Genomic DNA, 20,652 nt, shown 5'->3' with positions numbered 1-20,652 from the left:
GGACAGAAGTGACAGACAACCATCGCGCCGCCGCCGCGCGGCTGCTGGAGGCGTACGCGTCCGGCCGCCCGTGCGAGCCGGTCCGCGACCTGGTCGACGGCCTGGAGGCGGCCTACGCGGTGCAGAGCCTGCTCACCGAGCACTGGCTCGGCGAGGGCAGGCGGATCACCGGCCGGAAGGTCGGGCTGACCAGCAAGGCCGTGCAGGCACAGCTCGGCGTCGGCTCGCCCGACTTCGGCGTGCTGTTCGCGGACATGGCGGTGCCCGACGGCGAGGAGATCCCGGCCGGCGCGGTGCTCCAGCCGCGCGCCGAGGCCGAGGTCGCGCTCGTGCTCGACCGCGACCTGCCGCACGAGCGTCACACGGTCGCCGACGTGATCGCCGCGACGGCGTTCGCGCTGCCCGCGATCGAGGTCGTCGGCAGCCGCATCCGCGACTGGGACATCACCCTGGCCGACACCGTCGCCGACAACGCCTCCTCCGGCTTGTACGTGCTCGGCACCCGCCCGGTCCCGCTGCGCGACGTGGACCTGCGGCTGGCCGGGATGGTCATCGAACGGCGCGGCGAGCAGGTCTCGACCGGCGTCGGCGCGGCCTGCCTGGGCCACCCGCTGCACGCCGCGGTCTGGCTGGCCGACACGCTGGCCGCGCTCGGCCGTCCGCTCCAGGCGGGCGACACCGTGCTGACCGGGGCGCTCGGTCCGGTCGTCCCGGTGCGGCCGGGCGACGTGCTGGAGGCCCGCATCGACGGGCTGGGCGACGTCCGCGCCGCCTTCGCCGCCGACGACGAGAAGGAGGAGCGGTGAACGCGCTCGCCGAACGCCTGGACGAGGCCACCCTGACCGGCCGCGCCATCCCCCGCCTGACCGACGCGGCCGACCTCGACGTGCCCGCCGCGTACGAGGTGCAGCGCGCCCTGATCGAGCGGCGGCTGGCCCGCGGCGAGCGGCTCATCGGCGTCAAGATGGGCTTCACCAGCCGCGCCAAGATGGCCCAGATGGGCGTGGACGACGTCATCTGGGGCCTGCTCACCGACGCCATGCTGGTGGAGTCCCGGCTCGACACCGCCGGCCTGATCCACCCGCGGATCGAGCCGGAGATCGCGTTCCTGCTGGACCGGCCGGTGCGCGGCACCACCGACGTCGCCTCGGCGGTCGGCGGCGTCGCGGTCGGGTACGAGGTGCTCGACTCCCGCTACGAGGGCTTCAGCTTCACCCTGCCCGACGTCATCGCCGACAACGCCTCGGCCAGCGGCTTCGGCGTCGGCCCCTGGCGCCGCCCGCAGGACGCCGGCGACATCGGCAACCTCGGCCTGGTCATGGAGATCGACGGCCGCCAGGTCGCCGGCGGCTCGTCGGCGGCCATCCTCGGCCACCCGCTGCGCGCGCTGACCGCGGCCGCCCGGCTGACCAGGGCCGCCGGGATCGAGATGGAGGCCGGCTGGATCGTCCTGGCCGGTGCGGCCACGGCGGCGGTGCCGCTGCCCGCCGGGGCGCACGTACGCGTCGGCGCCGCCGGCCTCGGACACGTGGAGGTGACCACCCGATGAGCGACGCGCTGCTGGTCGAGGGCAAGGCCCGGCCCCGCGGCCGGTTCCCGCACGTCAAGCGGGCCGGCGACTTCGTGTTCGTGTCGGGCACCAGCTCCCGCCGCCCCGACGGCTCCTTCGCCGGGGCGAGCGCCGACGAGCTGGGCACCACCAGCCTCGACATCCGCGAGCAGACCAGGGCGGTGATCGAGAACATCGCCGACCTGCTGGCCGCCGCCGGAGGCGGCCTGGACGACGTGGTGAACGTGACCGCGTACCTGGTCAGCATGAACGACTTCGGCGGTTACAACGAGGTCTACGGCGAGTACTTCGACGAGAGCGGCCCCGCCCGCACCACGGTCGCCGTCCACCAGCTCCCGCACCCGCACCTGCTGATCGAGATCTCCTGCATCGCCATCATCCCGCAAAGGAGCCAGGCATGATCCCCCCCTTCAACCTGAACAAGTGGATCGACGAGCACCAGGACCTGCTCAAGCCGCCGGTCGGCAACGCGCAGATCTGGAAGGACGCCGACCTCATGGTGACGATCGTGGGCGGGCCCAACCAGCGCACCGACTTCCACGACGACCCGATCGAGGAGTTCTTCTACCAGCTCAGGGGCGGCATGGTGCTGCGGGTCATGGAGGAGGAGGGCAAGCCGCCGGTGGACGTGCAGATCGGGGAGGGCGACGTCTTCCTGCTGCCGCCGCACGTGCGGCACTCGCCGCAGCGGCCGGTGCCCGGCTCGATCGGCCTGGTCGTGGAGTTCGCCCGCCCGCAGGGCGCGCTGGACGCCTTCGAGTGGTACTGCGTCAACTGCCACCGCCTGGTCCACCGCGCCGAGGTGCAGCTCCAGTCGATCGTCGACGACCTGCCGCCGGTCTTCCGCGCCTTCCACGAGGGCGACCGCACGTGCCCCCACTGCGGCGCCGAGCACCCCGGCAAGGACTGGCCGGACCACCTGCGGCCGGTGGTCCGGTGACCATGATCGACGTGCACGCGCACGTCTTCCCGCGGATCTCCCGCGAGGAGGCCAGGACGCTCGCCGGGGCCGGTGAGCCGTGGCTGCGCGACGGCATGATGATGAGCGGCGAGGACGACTACCGCCCGGTCACGCCGGAGCTGTGGGACGCCGGGGCCCGCGTGGCCGCCATGGACCGCACCGGCGTGGCCGTGCAGGCGGTCTCCTCGACCCCGCTGCTGTTCGGCTACGCGGCCGACCCGGCCCGCGCCGCCGAGTGGTGCGCCATGGTCAACGACCGCGTGCTCGACCACTGCGCGCAGGCCCCCGACCGGCTGCTGCCGCTGTGTCAGGTGCCGCTGCAGGACGCCGCCCTGGCCGCCAAGACCGTCACCGAGGCCAAGGCCGCCGGTCACCGCGGCGTGCACATCGGCAACCACGTCGGCGAGCGCAACCTGGACGACCCCGACATCGTCGCCTTCCTCGCGCACTGCGCCGAGCAGGACATGCCGGTGCTCGTCCACCCCTGGGACATGCTCGGCGCCGACCGCATGCGCGGCCACATGCTCCCGTGGCTGGTCGGCATGGCGGCCGAGACCCACCTCGGCATCCTGTCGCTGATGTTGTCCGGGGCGTTCGAGCGGCTGCCGAGCTCGCTGCGGCTGTGCTTCTGCCACGGCGGCGGCAGCTTCGCCTACCTGCTGGGCCGGGCCGACAACGCCTGGCACCAGCGCGACATCGTCCGCGAGCACTCGCCCAGGCCGCCGTCGGCCTACACCGACCGCTTCTACGTGGACTCGGCGGTGTTCGACCCGCGCGCCCTGCGGCTGCTGGTCGAGGTGATGGGGGCCGAGCGGGTCATGCTCGGCACCGACTTCCCGTTCCCGCTGGGGGAGCAGGAGCCGGGCGCGGTGGTGCGCGCCTGCGCCGAGCTGGACGAGCAGGGCCGCGCCGCCGTCCTGGGCGGCAACGCCGCCGCCTTCCTGGGGCTCGGGGGATGACGGTCGCCGAGACGCCTCTCGGGGCGTTGCGCGGCATCCGGGCCGGCGGCGTGAGCACGTTCAAGGGGGTGCGCTACGCCGCGCCCGCCCGCCGCCTCGCCGCGCCGGAGCCCGCGCGCCCCTGGCCGGGCGTCGCGGACGCCCGCACCCCCGGCCCGCCCGCCCCGCAGCGGCCCGGCCGCATGGCCTGGGTGCCGGGCCTGGAGATCGACCCGGCCACGTCGGCCGAGGACTGCCTGTTCCTCAACGTCTGGACGCCCGCCACCGAGGGGCGCCGCCCGGTGCTGGTCTTCCTGCACGGCGGCGCGTTCGTCTTCGGCTCCGGCTCCCAGGCGATGTACGACGGCACCGCCCTCGCCCGTGACCACGGCCTGGTCGTGGTGACCGTGAACTACCGGCTCGGCCTGCCGGGCTTCTGGCACGGTGACGGCGTGCCGGCCAACCTGGCGCTGCGCGACCAGATCGCGGCCCTGGAGTGGGTGCGCGCCAACATCGCGGCCCTCGGCGGCGACCCGGCGAACGTCACCCTGGCCGGGCACTCGGCGGGGGGCACCTGCGTGCTGGCCCTGATGACGTGCGCGCCCGGCCTGTTCGCCAGGGCGGCGGCGATGAGCCCCGTCCCGTACGGGTTCCGCACGCCCGCCGAGGCCGCCGCCTGGACCTCCGTGGCACGTTCCGCGCTCGGCGGCGACCCGTACGCCGTGCCGCTCGCCGGGCTGCTGGCCGCCGAGGAGGCCGCCGTACGCGCCTGCGCCCCGGCCGCGGGGCTGCTGCCCGCCGCGCCCGTCGTGGACGGCGACCTGCTGGCCGTCCACCCGGTGGAGGCCGTCCGCACGGGCGCCGCCGCGCGCGTCCCGCTGCTGGTGACGACGACGGCCGAGGAGACCCGCCTGTTCACCGCGATCGGCCAGGACGGCCTGGACACCGGCGAGCTCTTCGCCGGGCCCGCCCAGGAGCTCGCCGACGCCCATCACGGCCCCGCCGGGCACCGCGTCTGCGGACACCGCTCGCCGATGAGCCACGACGGCGTCGACCTGGGCGCCTGCCACCTGGTGGACGTGCCCCTCTACTTCGGCACCCACGGAACACCGCTGACCGGCACGGGCCCCCGCGTGGACGCCCTGGCCCACTCGATGAGCACCGCCTTCGCCCGCTTCTGCCACGACGGCACGGGCCCGTGGACGACCCCGGCCGGCCGCGAGGCGGACGGGGTCACGGGCCGTCGGGGGTGGTGAGGGGGTGGCCGGGGAGCGGGGTGGACAGGATCATGGTGCTGGACGGCGGGCCGTAGACCGCCAGGCGGTCGATCAGGTCCTCGAAGGCGACCATGGAGACCGCCACGATCCGCAGGATGCTGCACACGTCGCCGGTGACCCGGTGGATCTCGCGGACCTCCGGCCAGCCGGCCACCTCGGGGTCGCGCAGCACGCAGCGCGTGCCGTAGCAGGACATGCGGATGAAGGCCGAGACCGGCCAGCCGGCCCGCACCGGGTCCACCGTCGCGTGGTAGCCGGTGATCACGCCCGACTCCTCCAGCTTCCGTACGCGGTCGGCCACCGAGGGCGCGGACAGGTGGATCCGGCGCGACAACTCCTTGAGGGAGAGCCGGGCGTTGTCCTGGAGCTCGCGCAGCAACTCCCAGTCGGTCTCGTCCACGATCGCGCCTTCCGTTCGTAAGCCCTAGATCCCGATTTATACCAAAACATAAGCCTATATCGCGATATCGCCTTCCATGTGGCATTCCTTCTCCATCATCCCGACGCCATCATGGGACTGCAGGCTAAGAGAAGGGCAAGCGCGTGGACGCGACGCGACAGTTTTTGGCAGTGCGGCCGACCACGGCGGAGGAACGCGCCGAAAGAGCCAGGGCGACGGGCGGAGCTCCCACCCTGGACTTCGAGACCCGCACCCCCTACGACGCCTACGTCCGCACCGACGTGCTGCACGAGCTGCAGCACCCGATGAGCGACGACGCGGGCGAGATGTCGTTCCTGATGATCACTCAGGTGATGGAGCTGTACTTCAAGCTCATCGCCTTCGAGCTGCGCAACACGCAGGAGCGGCTGCGCGCCGACGACGTGTGGGGCGCGCTGGACCCGCTGCGCCGTACCGCGCTGCACCTGGAGGGCCTGAACGCGAGCTGGCGCGGCCTGCGCTGGATGACCCCCGCCGACTTCAACCGCTTCCGGGACGAGCTCGGCGAGGCCAGCGGCCTGCAGTCGGCGATGTACCGGCACGTGGAGTTCCTGCTGGGGCTGAAGAACCCGGCCCTGCTGCGCCCGTTCAGACGCCAGGACCGCACCCACCGCGACCTGCTCACCACCCTGGAGTCGCCGAGCCTGTGGGACGACGCCATCGCCCTGCTGGCCCGGCGCGGCCACGACCTCCCCCGCGAGCTGCTGGAGCGCGACTTCGCCGTCGAGCACGAGCCGCACCCGGCCGTCGAGCGGGCCTGGGTCGAGGTGTACCGCGACACCGGCCCCGGCAACGCGCCGCGGCTGCTCGGCGAGGCGCTGACCGACGTGGCGGAACAGTTCGGCGACTGGCGCTACCAGCACGTGACGGCCGTCCGCCGGTCGATGGGCGCCAAGCCCGGCAGCGGCGGCTCCAACGGCCTGGCCTGGCTGGAACGCAGCATGGCGCGGGTGGTCTTCCCCGAGCTGTGGTCCGCCCGGACCCACATGTGAAGAACGGACGAGACGTGATCGACGACTGGAAGCCCGCCGAGCAGGACGCCCTGCGCCGCGACCGCGACGACCCGGGCCACCGCGAGCTCTTCCTGATCCCGCCCGCCGACGGCGGCGGCCACCCCGAGTGCGCCTACTTCGCCGGCAACTCCCTGGGCCTGCAGCCCCGGGCGACGCGGGCGGAACTGGACGAGGACCTCGCGGCATGGGCCCGGCTCGGCGTGGAGGGACATCTGGAGGGGGCCCGTCCGTGGCTGCCCTACCACGAGCTGCTCACCGGCCCGGCCGCCCGGCTGGTCGGGGCGCTGCCCGAGGAGACGGTGGTGATGAACTCGCTGACCGTCAACCTGCACCTGCTGATGGTCTCGTTCTACCGGCCGCGCGGCACGCGGACCCGGATCCTCATCGAGGACACCGCGTTCCCCTCCGACAGCTACGCCGTGCGCAGCCAGGCCCGCCTGCACGGCCTCGACCCGGACGAGACGGTGGTCCGGCTGGGCGGCGGCAAGGAGGTGCTGGACTTCCTGGAGCGCGAGGGCGACACGGTCGCGCTGGTCCTGCTGGGCGGCGTCAACTACCTGACCGGCGAGCTCATGGACATCCCGGCGATCACGGCGGCCGGCCGGGCGAGCGGCGCGGCCGTCGGCTGGGACCTGGCGCACGCCGCCGGGAACGTGCCGCTGGAACTGCACGCGTGGGGGCCGGACTTCGCCGCCTGGTGCTCCTACAAGTACCTCAACTCCGGGCCCGGCGCCCTCGGCGGCGTGTTCGTCCACCAGCGGCACCTGGGCGACCCGGCGCTGCAGCGGCTGGAGGGCTGGTGGAGCACCGAGCAGGCGACCCGGTTCGAGATGGCGCCGGTCTCCCGGCCGCCGGCCAGCGCCGACGCCTGGCAGGTCTCCAACCCGCCGATCTACGCGATGGGTCCGGTACGCACCTCGCTCGGCGTCTTCGACCGGATCGGGATGACCGAACTGCGGGCCCGCAGCGTACGGCTCACCGGATACCTGGAGAGCCTGCTCGACCGGGTCACCCCCACCAGGCCGCTCACGGTGGTCACGCCGCGCGACCCGGCCCGCCGGGGCTGCCAGCTCTCCCTGCGCGTCGAGCGCGGCGGCGCGGCCGAGCTGACCCGGCGGCTGCGCCACGAGCACGGGGTGATCGCCGACGCCCGTGAGCCGGACGTCGTCCGCCTGGCGCCGACGCCCCTGTACTCGACCTACCACGACTGCTGGCGCGCGGCCGTCGCGCTGGCCGAGTGCGTCGAGGAGGACCGATGAACGTCACCGTGGTCGGCGCGGGCCTGACCGGCTGCCTGCTCGCCTGCTACCTGGCCCGGCGCGGCCTCGACGTGACCGTGTACGAACGGCGGCCCGACCCGCGCGCCGGGCTCGCCGAGCGCGGCCGGTCGATCAACCTGGCCATCTCCGAACGCGGGCTGGACGCGCTGCGCCGGATCGGCCTGGAGGAGACGGTCATGGCCGGCGCGCTGCCGATGCGCGGCCGGATGATCCACCCGGTGGACGGGCCGCTGGACTTCCAGCCGTACAGCCACGACGGGGTGCGCTCGATCAACTCCATCAGCCGCGGCGCGCTCAACAACACGCTGCTGGACGCCGCCGAGTCCGCGCCCGGCGTGAAGATCTTCTTTGGGCACCGGCTGACCGGCCTGGACCCGGCGACCGGCGCGATGGAGTTCGACACCGCGGCCGGCCCGGTGCGCGCGGCGGCCGGCGTGGTGCTCGGCGCCGACGGGGCCGGCTCGGCCGTACGGGCCGAGCTGCTGGCCCACCGGGGCATCCGGGAGAGTCTGGACTTCCTCGGCCACGGCTACAAGGAGCTGACGATCCCGCCGGTGGCCGGCGAGTTCGCCTTCGACCCCGGCGCCCTGCACATCTGGCCGCGCGGCACCTCGATGATGATCGCGCTGCCCAACCCCGACCGCTCCTTCACCTGCACGATGTTCTGGCCGACCGACGGCACGTCGAGCTTCTCCTCACTGAGCAGCCCGGCCGCGATCGAACGCCACTTCCGTACCCACTACCCGGACGTGCCCCCCCTCGCGCCCGGTCTGGTAGGGGAGTACATGGAGAACCCGGTCGGCCGGCTCGGCACCGTCCGCTGCGCGCCGTGGCAGACGGACGGCCGGGTCGGCCTGATCGGCGACGCGGCGCACGCCATCGTGCCCTTCTACGGCCAGGGCGCCAACTGCGGTTTCGAGGACGTGACCGTGCTCGACCGGTGCCTGACCGAGACCGGCGGCGACTGGGCCCGCGCGCTGCCGCTGTTCGAGCTGCGGCGCAGGGACGACACCGACGCGATCGCCGAGATGGCGCTGGCCAACTTCGTCGAGATGCGCGACAAGGTCGCCTCCCCGGTGCACCGGCTGACCAGGAGCGTGGAGCACCGGCTCGAACGCGCGCTGCCCGGCCGCTACGTGTCGCGGTACGAGCTGGTGTCGTTCTCCACGGTGCCGTACGCGCAGGTCAGGCGGCGGGTACGACGGCAGCACCTGCTGCTGGCCGGGGCCGCCGGGGTCGGCGCCGCGCTGCTGGCGGCGGGCGCGGCCGGGCTCGCGCGGCTCGGCTCCCGCCGGTCCGGCGGGAGGTGAGGGTGGAGAACCGTGCCGTCCTGACCCGCCCGGCGCCCGGTCCGGTCCGCACCCTGCGGTACGGGGCCGACGCCGACCAGGTGATCGACCTCTGGCCGGGTGAGGGACCCGTGGTGGCACTGGTGCACGGCGGGTTCTGGCGCCCGGAGTACGACCGGACGCACCTGCGGCCCATGGCCAACGCGCTGCACCGGGCGGGGTGCAGCGTGGCCGCCGTCGAGTACCGCCGCAGGCCGGGAGATCCGGCGGCGGCGGTCGCGGACCTGCGGGCCGCGGTCGGCCTGCTGCGGCCGTCGGTGGTCGTCGGCCACTCGGCGGGCGGTCATCTCGCCATGTGCGCCGCGCCGGCCGGGACCGCCGTGCTCGCCCTGGCCCCGGTCGCCGACCTGCGGCTCGCCGCGCGGCTGGACCTCGACGACGGCGCGGTGACCGACTTCCTCGGCGGGCCGCCGGACGACCATCCCGGCCTGGACCCGGTACGGCTGCCGGACCGGCGAGGCCCGCTGGTGATCGTGCACGGCACGGCGGACGAGCGGGTCCCCGTCCAGGTCTCGGAGTCGTACCTGGCGGCCCACCCGGGGACGTCGCTGGTGCGCGTCCCGGGGGCGGGCCACTTCGTGCTCATCGACCCGGAGAGCCGTACCTGGCCGCTGGTCAGGCGTGAGCTGACCGCCCTGCTGCCTGCCTGACGGCGTCCGCCGCGAGCAGCGCCGCGCCGAGCTGCACCGCGACCAGGGAGCGCAGCGGGATCGGCGTGCTCCGCGCGTCGGCCTCGGCCTCCTCGAACCACTCCTCGAAGCGCGTGCCCAGCCGGGCGCGCTCGGCCCGGACGGCGGGCGTCGGGTTGCCCGCGGCCAGCTCGGCGTCCAGCATGCGCAGGTAGGTGCCGCAGTACCGCAGCCGCATGAGGTGCACCAGCTGCCGGCCGCCGACCACCTCGGCCACCGTGGCCGGGCGGTCGGTGCCGGCCAGGCCCTCCCACTCCCCGATGAACTCGTCGTGGGTGCCGACGAAGTCCTCCAGCGCCCGGCGGAAGGGGGAGGACACGGTCAGGTCGCCCTTGACGCGGGCGAGCGAGGCGGCCAGCTCGCCGATCAGGTCGCGCTGCCCGGCCAGGCAGTCGCGGATCGTCTCGTGGTACTTCTGCCCCGTCGGGGTCTCGTCGGCGACGCGGGGGTCGGCCCAGTAGGGCAGCTCGGCGACCAGGTGCAGGGCGCCGAAGCGCTCGGCGTAGTCGACGCTGCCGCCGCCGATGCCGTACGTCGCGGCGATGTCGGCGCCCCGCGGGGTCAGGTAGGCCGCCGGCGCGATCTGGACGGCGCCGGGCAGCTCCGGCGGGCCCATGTGCAGGGGCAGGCCCTCGGCCGTGGCGACGGCGGTCAGGCGGGCGGCGAGCGCGGGGTCGTTCCGGCTGAGGTAGTAGAAGGCGCCCTGGAGCTCGCCGTTGTGCAGGGAGTAGACGAGGGCGGGCCGGACCTCGTCCATCAGCCGCATCAGCGCCTCGGTCTCCGGCAGCGTGCGGTCGAAGAAGTAGTCCTCGCCGGTCAGCGGGAAGGTCCATTCGACCTGGTCGGCCTCGGCCGGGCGGTAGAAGTGCTCGGCGTAGGCGCGGCGGTCGCTCGGGCGGGCGTACCAGCCCTCGTTGAGCCGGGCGCCGTCGGGGTCGACGCAGGGGATGAGGTGCCAGCGGAAGCCGAAGTCCTCCCGCAGCGCGGCGTCCTCGACGAGCTGACGCAGCAGCGTGCTGACGGTGAGGGCGCCGATGGGCTCGTTGGGGTGGGGGCCGCCGATGATCACGGCGTCGTGGGGGCCCGCGCCGATGGTGGCCACGCGCAGCGGCTCGCCGAGGCGGGAGGTGCCGATGCGGCGCAGGCGCACCAGGTCGGGGTGGGCGGCGGCGAGGTCGTCGAGCTCGGCGTGCATCTGGTCCACCGTCGGGAACGCGGTGAAGTCGGGCACGCGGCTCATGTGGGGGGCGACGTCCATTTTCGGGCCTCCTGATAATCTGGATTATTCTAGTAAATCAGATTATCGTTACGGCATGCAGGAGATGTCATGCGGCTGACCAGAGCGGAAAGCAAGGCCGCCAACAGGCGCGCGCTGATCGAGGCCGCCCGCGAGATCGTCGGCAGGGACGGCTCGAAGGCCAAGCTGGAGGACATCACCGAGCTGGCCGGCCTGACCACGGGCGCGGTCTACTCGTTGTTCGGCGGCAAGAACGGGCTGATGGCCGCCATGGTCGACGACTACGTCGGCCCGCTCGACCTGCGCGCGGCCGAGCCCGGGGGGTTCGGCACGCGGCTGGCGGAGGTCGTGGCCGAGATGGCCCGCCGCTTCCTGCGCATGTCGGCCGACCCACAGGCCGCCGGCCGGATGTTGTTCGAGACCCGGGTGCTCGACCTCGTGCTCAACGACCCCGACCTGCACCGCAGGCTCAACACCTCGATCAGGTCGACCGAGGTCGAGCTCGCCGCGCTGTTCACCGGCCGCGAGCACGGCGGCACCGCCGTCACCGCGGAACAGGCGCGCCGCCTGGCCCGCGCGCTGAAGGCGCTGCTGTCAGGGCTCGGCCAGAACGTCGTGCTGGGCGCCCACGAGGCCGACGAGGAGTTCTTCGTCGAGACCGCCCTGGCGCTGATCACGCCGAAGGTGCTCGGACCGGCCTAGATCACGGCCTGGGTTCGGGGGGACCACACGGCCGCACGTCACCCCACCCCGAAAGGCAGAACCATGTCCAGATCCGGCTTCGGCGTCATCGGCGCACCGGTGTTGTTCATCGGCGTCCTCCAGACCATGGAGATGACGCTCTCTCCCGCGCTCCCGCTCGTCCAGCAGGACCTGGGGGCCTCGCCCGGCGCGCTCGCCTGGATCTTCACCGGCTCGCTCATCAGCTCGGCGATCGCCACTCCCATCGTCGGCCGCCTGGCCGACATGTACGACAAGCGGCGCGTGCTGCTCGCGCTGATGGCGATCAGCGGCGCCGGGGTCCTGCTCGCCGCCCTGGCGCCGAACATCACCCTGATGATCACGGGCATGGCGATCGAGGGCGTCTGGCTGGGCGTGCTGCCCCTGACCGTGGGGCTGTTCCGCGACACCCTCACGCCCGAGCGCGCCGCCACCGGCAACGGCCTGATGGTCGGCGTCGCCGCGCTGGCCAGCGCACTCGGACTCATCCTGGCCGGGCCGATCACCTCGGCCCTCGGCTACCGGTCGCTGTTCCTGCTGGCCGCGGCCGGCGTGGCGGCGGCCGCCCTGCTGGCCTGGTTCACCGTGCCGTCCACCCCGCGCGCGGCCGGCGGCCGCGTCGACTGGGCGGGCGGGCTGCTGCTCGGCGGTGGCGTGGCCCTGCTCATGCTGGCCCTGACCGCCGCCTCCAGCTGGGGCTGGACGGCCCCGGCCACCCTCGCGCTGTTCGCCGCCGCCGTGCTGACGCTGGGCCCGTGGGCGGTCGTCGAGCTGCGCGTCGCCGACCCGCTCGTGGACCTGCGGCTGCTGGCCGGACGCACCCCGGCCGGGGTGACCGCCATGGGGGTGCTGCTCGGGTTCGCCTCCTTCGGTCTCGTCGTCGCGCTGCCGATGATGCTGGCCGCGCCCGCCGGCACCGGGTACGGTCAGGGCGCCGACACCCTGTGGATCGGCATCTACATGTTCCCCATGGGCGTCGCGGGCACCGTGATCGCGCCGCTGGTCGGGCCGATGACCAGGCTGCTCGGCCGGCGCGCGGTGCTGGTGCTGGGCAGCGTGCTCGTCTGCGCCGGGACCGGCGGCCTGGCCCTGTGGCACTCCTCGGCGTGGCAGGTCATGGCCGCGGTGACGGTCATCGGGCTGGGCGCCTCCATCGGCCTCACCGCCGGGCTCAACGCCGTGGCCGCCGACGTGCCCGGCGACCGCGCGGCCGGGGTCAGCGGCGTGGTCTTCGTCGCCAAGAGCATCGGCGGCACGTTCGGGGCGCAGTTCGGCGCCATGGTGCTGGCCTCCGGCGCCGTCGCCGGGGTGCCCACCGAGCAGAGCTTCGTCGACACGTACCTGCTGTCGGCGGCGCTCGGCCTGCTGGCCGTCGCCGCGGCCTTCGTCATCCCCGCCACTGTGCGGAAGACGCAAGAGGGGGAGGCGGTTTCTGCCCTGGCGACGAAGCCGTCCGTCCTCCCCGGTGAAAGCCTGTGACGATGACGAACGTCTACATCTCCATCGACATGGAAGGCGTGGCGGGCATCGCCACCATGGACCAGGTCTCCCGCGCCGGCCACGGCTATCCGCGGGCGCAGCGCCTGATGACCGCCGAGGCCAACGCCGCCATCGAGGGCGCGTTCGCGGCCGGGGCCGCCGGCGTCCTGGTCAACGACAGCCACGGCACCATGGACAACCTGCTGCACGAGGAGCTCGACCCGCGTGCCCGGCTGATCTTCGGCACGCCCAAGCTCGACTGCATGGCCGAGGGCATCTCGGCCGAGCACGACGTGGCCATGTTCCTCGGCTACCACGCCGCCGCCGGCTCGCCCGGCGTGCTCGCCCACACCTACTCCTCGCACTTCTACGAGGTGCGGCTCAACGGCGCGATCGTCTCGGAGGCCGAGGTCAACGCCCTTCAGGCGGCCGCCGTCGGCGTCCCGGTGGGGCTGCTCACCGGCGACGACGTCATCTGCGACGTCGCCGGCAAGGCGTTCCCCGGGGTGCGCACGGTCGCCGTGAAGATCGCTCACGGGCACACCGCGGCCGACAGCCTCTCGCCGGCCGAGGCGCGGCGGCTGATCAAGGAGGCGGCCGCGGAGACCGTGCGCTCGGCCGGGGAGCTGCGGCCGGTCGAGCTGCCCGGCGTGCTGGAGCTGGAGATCGACATGCCCACCACGCCCGCCGCCGAGCTGGGCGAGCTGGTGCCGGGCGTGCGCCGGATCGCCGACAAGACGCTCGCGGCCACCTTCACCACCCCGAGGGAGGTGCTCGGATGCGTGACGACCTGCTACCACCTGGCGGCGGACGCCATGATCGCCAGGATGGCTCTGTACGGCAGACCAACCAGGTAGCCTCCAGGTTTGCCGCTCCGGACAAGCGTTTCGAACCAGGACATCCAGATACTTGAACGATGGAATTTGAGCAGGTAGAACGCGCGCTCGACGCCCTTCCCGGCCTCCGCCCCGGCGGGCCGGGTCTGGCGGTCGGGGTCTACGCCGACGGCAAGGTGCTGCACACCGCGGCGAGAGGCATGGCCACCGTCGAGTTCGGCGTCCCGATCGACTCCCGTACCCGCTTCGACATCGCCTCCATCAGCAAGCAGTTCACCGCCGCGTGCCTGCTGCTGCTGGCCCGCGACGGCAGGCTGAGCCTGTCGGACGACGTCCGCGAACACGTCCCCGAGCTGCGGCTCGGCGTGCCCGTCACGCTCGACCAGTGCCTGCGGCACACCGGCGGCCTGCCGGAGTGGTACGGCCTGCAGGCCGTCACCGGCGTCCCGTTCACCCTGATGGACGAGGAACGCCTGATGAAGCTCGTGGCGGGCATGCGCCGGACCACGTTCGAGCCCGGCACCCGCTTCTCCTACTCCAACACCGGCTACGTCCTGGCCGCCGTCGTGATCCGGCGGCTCACCGGCCGGTCGCTGGCCGACTTCGCCCGCGAGCGGCTCTTCGCCCCCCTCGGCATGGACGACACCGCCTTCCGCGACGACGCCTCCGTCCCGCTGCCGCGGATGGCCTATGGCTACGACGGCGCCGGCGCGCGGGCCGACACGCAGGAGAGCGCGGTCGGCGACGGCGGCCTGGTGACCAGCGTCGCCGACCTCGCCCCCTGGTTCGGCTTCCTGGCCGACGGCCGGGTGCTGGGCGCCGACGTGCGCGCCGCGCTGCTGGAGCGGACCACGCTCGCCGACGGCGCCGTCCTGCGGTACGCCCGCGGCATCTGCCACCTGACCGTCGGCGAGTCGGCCGGGTACGGCCACGCCGGCGGCATGCACGGCTACGTCGGCAACCTGCTCCACCTGACGGAGTCCGGGCTCGGCGTGGCCGTGCTGACCAACCACAGCGGCCTGGACCCGGTCGGCCTCAGCCTCGGCCTGGCCCGCGCCCTCACCGGCCAGGACCCGGCCCCCCGTCCCGCCCCCGCCCGCCCGGCCGACGCCGAGGCGGCCCGGCCCGCCCTGCTGGGGCACTGGCACGACCCGGAGACCGACGCCACGCTCACGCTCGAACCCGCCGGCGACGGCCGGATCTCCGCGACCGGCGCCATCGACATCGAGCTCGCCCTCGACGACGACGGCCGCTGGTACGCGCAGGTTCCGGGCGGCCGGATCTGGCTCGTGCCGGAGGACGGGCGGCTGCTGTTCGGCCACGACGGGTCGATCCGGTGGCCGCACGTGTACGAGCCGTGCGACCCGCCGGGGGAGGAGCCCGCCCCTCGGGGCGCCTGGCTCAACGACGAGACGGGTGTGCTCGCCGTGATCGACGAGGGGACGCTGCGCGTCGGCCTGACCTTCCAGGCCCCCGTCGGCCCCGCACCCGCCGGGACGTGGCGGGCCGGCCCGTTCACCCTGCGCCTCGACGGGGACGGCGACCTGCTGCTCAGCGGCTTCGGCCTGCTCGGCCTGCGCTTCGCCGCCCAGCCCGAGGGCACCGCGCCCGTCGGCGTCCCTCCTGGTCTGGTCTAGGACCGTGTTGGCCTGCAGCACGAGCCGGGGCGCGCAGAGTTTGGCTGCCGGGTCAGTGAACGAGGGGGGCCGGGCTTCTAGCGTCCGACTATTCCCCCCGCTCACTCCCCGAGGTGGTTCCATGACATCCGCAACCGCGCTCGCCAGGCTTGCCACGGGCGCCCTGCTCCTGCTGGCGGCGGGCTGTGCCGGAGCGCAGAGCTCCGGCGCGGCCCCCGACACCCTCCGCTGGGCGACGGGGTTCGCCCCCAACAGCCTCGACATCGCCCACGGTTTCAACGACGCCTCCACGACCGTGCAGTTCGCCGTCCTGGACACGATGGTGAGCATCGGCCCCGACGGCCGGGTCGTTCCGCGCATCGCCGCCTCCTGGACGCACCCCGACCCGCGCACGTACGTCTTCACGATGCGCGAGGGCCCGAGGTTCAGCGACGGCACGCCGGTCACCGCCGAGGACGCCGCCTACTCCCTCACCCGCCACCTCGACCCCGCCGTGACCTCCCAGGCCGCCAGCTACGTCACGCAGGTCAAGAAGGTCGAGGTCACCGGCCCGCGCACGGTGAAGGTCACCCTGAGCAAGCCCAGCCCCACCTTCCTGGCCACCGCCGCGCTGGCCTGGCAGATCGTCCCGAAGAAGCTGGCCGCCGCGCACCCCAAGGACCTCGGCTCGCCCGAGGTCGGCACCCTCGGCTCCGGCCCGTTCAAGGTCACGAAGTTCTCGCTCACGTCGGGGGTGACGCTGGAGCGCAACGAGCTGTACTGGGGGCCGAAGCCGGCGCTGCGCAGGATCGAGCTCAAGGCGATCGGCGACCCCGAGACGCTGCGCCTGGCCGTCTCCTCCGGCGAGGTGGACGGCACCAACGACATCCAGGCCAGCGAGGCGCGCAAGTGGAGCGCCCTGCCCGGCGTCACGACCGCCTTCTACCCGGCCAACAACATCGCCTACCTGTCGCTCGGCGTGCGCGAGGGCCCGCTCAAGGACGTGCACGTACGCCGCGCCATCGCCCACGCCCTCGACCGGGACGCGCTGGCCACGCTCATGACCAGCGGCCACGGCGGCATCGCCGAGCTGATGCTGCCCAAGCCGCAGATCGCCGCCCTGTACGGCGGCACGCCGCCCAAGCTGCCCGCCTACCCCCACGACGTGAACGCCGCCAAGGCCGAGCTGGCCAAGTCGGCCCACCCCGAGGGCTTCACCCTGACCGCGCCGTACGACAGCGGCAGCGACGACGTCAAGGCGCTCCAGGCCATCGCCGCCGACCTGGCGGTGATCGGCATCAAGCTCGACCTCCAGCCGCTGCCCACCGAGCAGTACCGGCAGCGCATGTTCAGCCACCAGGACACCCCGCTGCAACTCGTCGACCTGCTCTACGGCACCCCCGACCCCGGCGAGGTGCTGCCCGACCTGGTCAGCCGCGCCTCGGCCGGCCCCCAGGGCTTCAACTTCAGCGGCTACGGCTCGCCCGAGATGGACGCCCGGCTCGACGACCTCGGCAAGCACGAGGGCGCCGCCCGCGCCGCCGCCGTCACCGAGGTGCTGGCCGAGATCGCCGACCAGGTGCCGTACGTGCCGCTCTACACCAAGGAGGCCGCCGTCGCGCTGCGCAAGCGGTTCACCGGCCAGTTCGGCACGTGGACCGCCGACGTCTTCAGCTCCATCCGCCCGGCGGCCGGTGTCTGATGGCCTTCGTCGCCCGCCGCCTGGCCGCCGCGCTGCTCCTGCTCGGCGTGCTGTCCGTGCTCACCTACGCGCTGCTGGCGCTCGCCCCGGGGGATCCGGAGCAGGTCCTGCTCGGGCCGCGGCCCTCCACCGCGGAGTCGCGCGCCGCCGTCCGCGCGCAGTACCACCTCGACGACCCGCTGCCGGTCCGCTACGCCACCTGGCTCGGCGACGCCGTGCGCGGCGACTTCGGCGCCTCCCTCTACAGCCGCGAACCCGTCACCAGCGTCATCGCCGACCGCCTGCCGGTCACCGCCGGCCTGGCCGCCTACGCGATCATCCTCACCCTCGCCGTCGGCCTGCCCGCCGGGCTGGCCGCCGCCATGCGCAGGGGCGGCCCGCTCGACCGGGGCATCACGCTCTCCGCGCTGGTCGGCCTCGCGATCCCGCCGTTCGCGATGAGCATCCTGCTGCTGTACGGCTTCGCCGTCACCCTCGGCTGGTTCCCCGTCTTCGGCGCGGGCGAGACGTTCGCCGAGCGGGTCGCGCACCTGACGCTGCCCGCGATCGCGCTGGCCACCGGGCAGGCGGCGGTCGTCATCCGGCAGATGCGGGCCGCCGCGCTCGACCTGGCCGGGCAGGACTACATGACCTTCGCCCGGGCGCGCGGGGTCGGCCGCGCCCGCTACTGGATCGGGTACGCGCTGCGCAACACCGCGCTGCCCGTCCTCACGGTCGGCGGCCTGCTGCTGGCCGCCAACCTCACCGGCGCGCTGTTCGTCGAACGGGCCTTCGGGCTGCACGGCGTCGGCGAGCTGCTCGTCAGCGCCGTCGGGCAGAAGGACCTGCCCGTCGTCCAGGCGCTCGTCCTGATGGGAGGCGCCGTGGTGGTCGCCGTCAACCTGCTGATCGACCTGGCCTACCTCGCGGTGGACCCGCGGGTGCGCCACGGGGCGGTGGCCGCGTGAGCGTCGTGACGGGGACCGTGCGCCTCGGCGGACGGGCGCGGCGGCTGCGCCGGGCCAGGCCGGGGCCGCTGACGCTGCTGTCGGGCGGGATCCTCGCCCTGATGGCGTTCGCCGCCCTGTTCGGAACGTGGATCGCGCCCTACGACCCGGCCGCGCAGGACCTCGCGCTCGGCGCGACGATGCCCAGCTGGGCCCACTGGGCGGGCACCGACGAGCTGGGCCGGGACGTGTTGTCGCGCTGCCTGGCCGGCGCCCGCTCGGCGCTGCTGTGGCCGCTCGTCGTCGCGCTGGGCACGTGCGCGATGAGCACCTCGCTCGGGCTGCTGGCCGGCTACCGCCGCGGCTGGATCGACGCCGTCATGATGCGCGTGGTCGACCTGCTCATCGCGATGCCGGGGCTGCTCATGCTGATCGTCCTGGTGGGCGTGCTGGGCGGCGGCATCGGCTGGGCGGTGCTGGCGATGGCGGTGCTGTTCACGCCCGGCGACATCCGGGTGGTGCGCAGCCTCACCATGGCCCAGCGCGAGCTGGCCTACGCCGAGGCGGCCCGCACGCTCGGGCTCAGCCGTACCCGGATCATGTTCAGGCACCTGCTGCCCAACATCGCGCCCACGGTCGTCGCGGGCGCGCTGCTCAGCTTCGTCGCCGCGCTGGTCGCGCTGTCCGGTCTGTCCTTCCTGGGCATCGGCCTGCCGGCCGGCACGCCCGACTGGGGGCTGATGATCGAGGAGAACCGCGGCCTGCTCGACCTCAACCCGTGGGCAGCGGTGGTGCCCGCCGCGCTGGTCACCGTCGCCGCCACCGCCGCCACCCTGCTGGGCGACCAGCTCTTCGAGAGGCTCTCCGATGCTTGAGACACGCGGCCTGCGGGTCGTCGGCGACCGGGTGCTCGTGGACGGCGTGGACCTGACGGTCGCCGCGGGCGAGACCGTCGGGCTGGTCGGCGAGTCCGGCAGCGGCAAGTCCCTGACCGCCCGCGCCCTCGTCGGCCTGCTCCCGCGTGGCCTGCGCGCCGAGGGGTCGGTCGAGGTCGGCGGCGCGCAGCTCGTCGGCGCGTCCGAGCGGCTGCTGCGCGGCGTGCGCGGACGGCGGATCTCGCTGCTCATGCAGGACCCCTTCGCCATGCTCAACCCGCTGTGCACGGCCGGCGCGCACATCGCCGAGACCCTGCGCGGGCGTACGTCCCGGCAGGAGATCGCCCGCAGGCTGGCCGAGGTCGGCATCGACGACCCCGCCGTGGCCGGGCGCTACCCGTTCCAGCTCTCGGGCGGCATGCGGCAGCGCGTCGCCCTGGCCGCCGCGCTGGCCGGCGACCCCGAGCTGCTCGTCGCCGACGAGCCCACCACCGCGCTGGACGCCACCACCCAGCACGAGATCCTGGCGCTGCTGCGCCGCGTGCAGGAGGCACGGGGCATGGGCGTGCTGCTCATCACCCACGACCTGCGCGTGGCGTTCGCCGTCTGCGACCGGGTCGCCGTGATGTACGCCGGGCGCGTCGTCGAACAGGGGCCGGGCCCTGAGCTGGCCGCCACGCCCGCGCACCCGTACACCGCGGGGCTGCTGGGCGCGCTGCCCTCGGCGGAACGCACGCTGGAGCGCCTGGTGGGCATCCCGGGCGCCGTGCCGCGGGCGGACGCGGTGGCCGGCGTCTGCGCCTTCGCCACCCGCTGCGACCGCGTCGCCGACGCCTGCACCGCGGCCCGGCCGCCGTTGCGCCCGATCGGCGGTGACCGGCTGACCGCCTGCGTGCACGACACCGCCGGGGCTGCCCGTCCGGCGCTGCGCGAGGCCGCGCTCCCCGCCGCCCCGGCCGCCGGCGAACCGCTGCTGCACATCGAGGACCTGCGCAAACGGTACGGCGCCCACACCGCCCTCGGCGGCGTCAGCCTGCACGTGAACCCGGGCGAGACCGTCGGCCTGGTGGGGGAGTCGGGCTCGGGGAAGACCACGCTGGCCCGCTCGGTGCTCGGCCTGCTCACCCCCGACGGCGGCCGGATCCGGCTCGCCGGCCTCGACGTCACCGACCGCGCCGCCCTGGACCCGCGCGAGCGGGCCCGCGTGCACCGGCTCGTCCAGTGCGTCTTCCAGGACCCCTCCACCTCGCTCAACCCCGCCATGACCGTCGGCGCGACGCTGGCCGAGGCGATCGCCAGGGCCGCGCCCGCCGACCGGATGGGCGTGGGAGAGCTGCTGGAGCTGGTGGGCCTGCCCGCCGCGTACGCCGCCCGCCGCCCCAAGGCGCTGTCCGGCGGCGAACGCCAGCGTGTGGCCATCGCCCGGGCCCTGGCCGTCCGGCCCGCGCTGCTGATCTGCGACGAACCGGTCGCCTCCCTGGACGTGTCGGTCCAGGCGCACGTGCTCGAACTGCTGCGCGGCATCGGCCGGGAGCTGGGCACCGGGATGTTGTTCATCACCCACGACCTGGCGGTCGTCCGCCAGGTCGCCGCCAGGACCGTGGTGCTGTTCAAGGGCGCGGTCGTGGAGGAGGGGACGACCTCGGCCGTCCTGGACGCTCCGGGCCACGACTACACCAGGCGCCTGGTGGCGGCCGTCCCCTGACATGACCGACGAATCTCGTACCCGGGAAAGGTAAGACCTT

20 protein-coding genes are annotated in these 20,652 nt (G+C 74.0%); 18 read left to right on the top strand and 2 right to left on the bottom strand.

Annotation, left to right across the window (positions count from 1 at the left end):
- Positions 1-8: 8 nt before the first annotated feature.
- Genes ABZ444_RS25200 through ABZ444_RS25175 form a run of 6 tightly spaced genes read left to right on the top strand, consistent with a single transcriptional unit; the run spans position 9 to position 4,725 of the window.
- Positions 9-806, top strand: coding sequence for a fumarylacetoacetate hydrolase family protein (locus tag ABZ444_RS25200; RefSeq protein WP_358001374.1), 798 nt, complete (start codon positions 9-11; stop codon positions 804-806).
- Positions 803-1,549, top strand: a complete 747-nt coding sequence (locus ABZ444_RS25195) for a fumarylacetoacetate hydrolase family protein (protein WP_358001371.1) — start codon at positions 803-805, stop codon at positions 1,547-1,549. Before ABZ444_RS25200 ends, ABZ444_RS25195 begins: the two co-directional genes overlap by 4 nt.
- Complete coding sequence (locus ABZ444_RS25190) at positions 1,546-1,971, top strand: RidA family protein (protein ID WP_358001368.1); 426 nt, start codon at positions 1,546-1,548, stop codon at positions 1,969-1,971. The genes ABZ444_RS25195 and ABZ444_RS25190 overlap by 4 nt, the downstream gene beginning before the upstream one ends.
- Positions 1,968-2,510, top strand: coding sequence for a 3-hydroxyanthranilate 3,4-dioxygenase (locus tag ABZ444_RS25185; RefSeq protein WP_357981713.1), 543 nt, complete (start codon positions 1,968-1,970; stop codon positions 2,508-2,510). Before ABZ444_RS25190 ends, ABZ444_RS25185 begins: the two co-directional genes overlap by 4 nt.
- A 2-nt stretch (positions 2,511-2,512) precedes the next feature.
- Entirely contained in the window at positions 2,513-3,490 is a 978-nt protein-coding gene (locus tag ABZ444_RS25180; protein WP_358001403.1) for an amidohydrolase family protein, read from the top strand.
- A complete protein-coding gene (locus ABZ444_RS25175) occupies positions 3,487-4,725 on the top strand; it encodes a carboxylesterase family protein (RefSeq protein ID WP_358001365.1) in 1,239 nt (412 codons plus the stop codon). The genes ABZ444_RS25180 and ABZ444_RS25175 overlap by 4 nt, the downstream gene beginning before the upstream one ends.
- Here ABZ444_RS25175 and ABZ444_RS25170 read toward each other — a convergent pair.
- Positions 4,703-5,146 (bottom strand): Lrp/AsnC family transcriptional regulator, encoded by a 444-nt coding sequence (locus ABZ444_RS25170; RefSeq protein WP_358001362.1) that lies wholly within the window; start codon positions 5,144-5,146, stop codon positions 4,703-4,705. The two genes, ABZ444_RS25175 and ABZ444_RS25170, sit on opposite strands and share 23 nt — an antisense overlap.
- A gap of 170 nt (positions 5,147-5,316) precedes the next feature.
- On the opposite strand from ABZ444_RS25170, the gene ABZ444_RS25165 reads away from it, so the two are divergent.
- The 4 genes from ABZ444_RS25165 to ABZ444_RS25150 are packed head-to-tail and all read left to right on the top strand — an operon-like array spanning position 5,317 to position 9,477.
- A complete protein-coding gene (locus ABZ444_RS25165) occupies positions 5,317-6,177 on the top strand; it encodes a tryptophan 2,3-dioxygenase family protein (protein ID WP_358001359.1) in 861 nt (286 codons plus the stop codon).
- Between the two features lie 14 nt (positions 6,178-6,191).
- A complete protein-coding gene (gene kynU / locus ABZ444_RS25160; RefSeq protein ID WP_358001356.1) occupies positions 6,192-7,457 on the top strand; it encodes a kynureninase in 1,266 nt (421 codons plus the stop codon).
- Positions 7,454-8,788, top strand: a complete 1,335-nt coding sequence (locus ABZ444_RS25155; protein ID WP_358001353.1) for an NAD(P)/FAD-dependent oxidoreductase — start codon at positions 7,454-7,456, stop codon at positions 8,786-8,788. Before kynU ends, ABZ444_RS25155 begins: the two co-directional genes overlap by 4 nt.
- Before the next feature lie 2 nt (positions 8,789-8,790).
- A complete protein-coding gene (locus ABZ444_RS25150) occupies positions 8,791-9,477 on the top strand; it encodes an alpha/beta hydrolase (protein WP_358001350.1) in 687 nt (228 codons plus the stop codon).
- Here the strand turns inward: ABZ444_RS25150 and ABZ444_RS25145 are convergent.
- A complete protein-coding gene (locus ABZ444_RS25145; RefSeq protein ID WP_358001348.1) occupies positions 9,443-10,774 on the bottom strand; it encodes a M14 family zinc carboxypeptidase in 1,332 nt (443 codons plus the stop codon). The two genes, ABZ444_RS25150 and ABZ444_RS25145, sit on opposite strands and share 35 nt — an antisense overlap.
- Before the next feature lie 69 nt (positions 10,775-10,843).
- Between ABZ444_RS25145 and ABZ444_RS25140 the strand changes: the two genes are divergently transcribed.
- The 8 genes from ABZ444_RS25140 (at position 10,844) to ABZ444_RS25105 (ending at position 20,612) form a co-directional block, all read left to right on the top strand.
- Positions 10,844-11,455 (top strand): TetR/AcrR family transcriptional regulator, encoded by a 612-nt coding sequence (locus ABZ444_RS25140; protein WP_358001345.1) that lies wholly within the window; start codon positions 10,844-10,846, stop codon positions 11,453-11,455.
- A gap of 63 nt (positions 11,456-11,518) precedes the next feature.
- On the top strand, positions 11,519-12,952 hold the full coding sequence (locus ABZ444_RS25135) for an MFS transporter (protein ID WP_358001342.1): 1,434 nt from the start codon (positions 11,519-11,521) through the stop codon (positions 12,950-12,952).
- Between the two features lie 2 nt (positions 12,953-12,954).
- Positions 12,955-13,809 (top strand): M55 family metallopeptidase, encoded by an 855-nt coding sequence (locus ABZ444_RS25130; protein WP_358001339.1) that lies wholly within the window; start codon positions 12,955-12,957, stop codon positions 13,807-13,809.
- 59 nt (positions 13,810-13,868) lie between these two features.
- On the top strand, positions 13,869-15,425 hold the full coding sequence (locus ABZ444_RS25125) for a serine hydrolase domain-containing protein (RefSeq protein ID WP_358001336.1): 1,557 nt from the start codon (positions 13,869-13,871) through the stop codon (positions 15,423-15,425).
- 121 nt (positions 15,426-15,546) lie between these two features.
- Positions 15,547-17,106: an ABC transporter substrate-binding protein gene (locus tag ABZ444_RS25120; RefSeq protein ID WP_358001333.1), complete on the top strand. Its 1,560-nt coding sequence runs from the start codon at positions 15,547-15,549 to the stop codon at positions 17,104-17,106.
- Complete coding sequence (locus ABZ444_RS25115; RefSeq protein ID WP_358001330.1) at positions 17,106-18,053, top strand: ABC transporter permease; 948 nt, start codon at positions 17,106-17,108, stop codon at positions 18,051-18,053. Before ABZ444_RS25120 ends, ABZ444_RS25115 begins: the two co-directional genes overlap by 1 nt.
- Positions 18,050-18,907 carry an ABC transporter permease gene (locus ABZ444_RS25110; RefSeq protein ID WP_358001327.1) on the top strand — a complete coding sequence of 286 codons (858 nt, stop codon included), beginning with the start codon at positions 18,050-18,052 and terminating at the stop codon, positions 18,905-18,907. Before ABZ444_RS25115 ends, ABZ444_RS25110 begins: the two co-directional genes overlap by 4 nt.
- The gene (locus tag ABZ444_RS25105) at positions 18,900-20,612 is read left to right on the top strand and encodes an ABC transporter ATP-binding protein (protein WP_358001324.1); all 1,713 of its coding nucleotides are present in this window, start codon (positions 18,900-18,902) and stop codon (positions 20,610-20,612) included. The genes ABZ444_RS25110 and ABZ444_RS25105 overlap by 8 nt, the downstream gene beginning before the upstream one ends.
- Positions 20,613-20,652: the final 40 nt, after the last annotated feature.

The organism is Nonomuraea sp. NPDC005730 (assembly GCF_040630865.1).
In the GTDB taxonomy this organism is placed as follows: domain Bacteria; phylum Actinomycetota; class Actinomycetes; order Streptosporangiales; family Streptosporangiaceae; genus Nonomuraea.
Note: the sequence above shows the minus strand (reverse complement) of the source record. Positions and strands in the feature narration are given on the sequence as shown.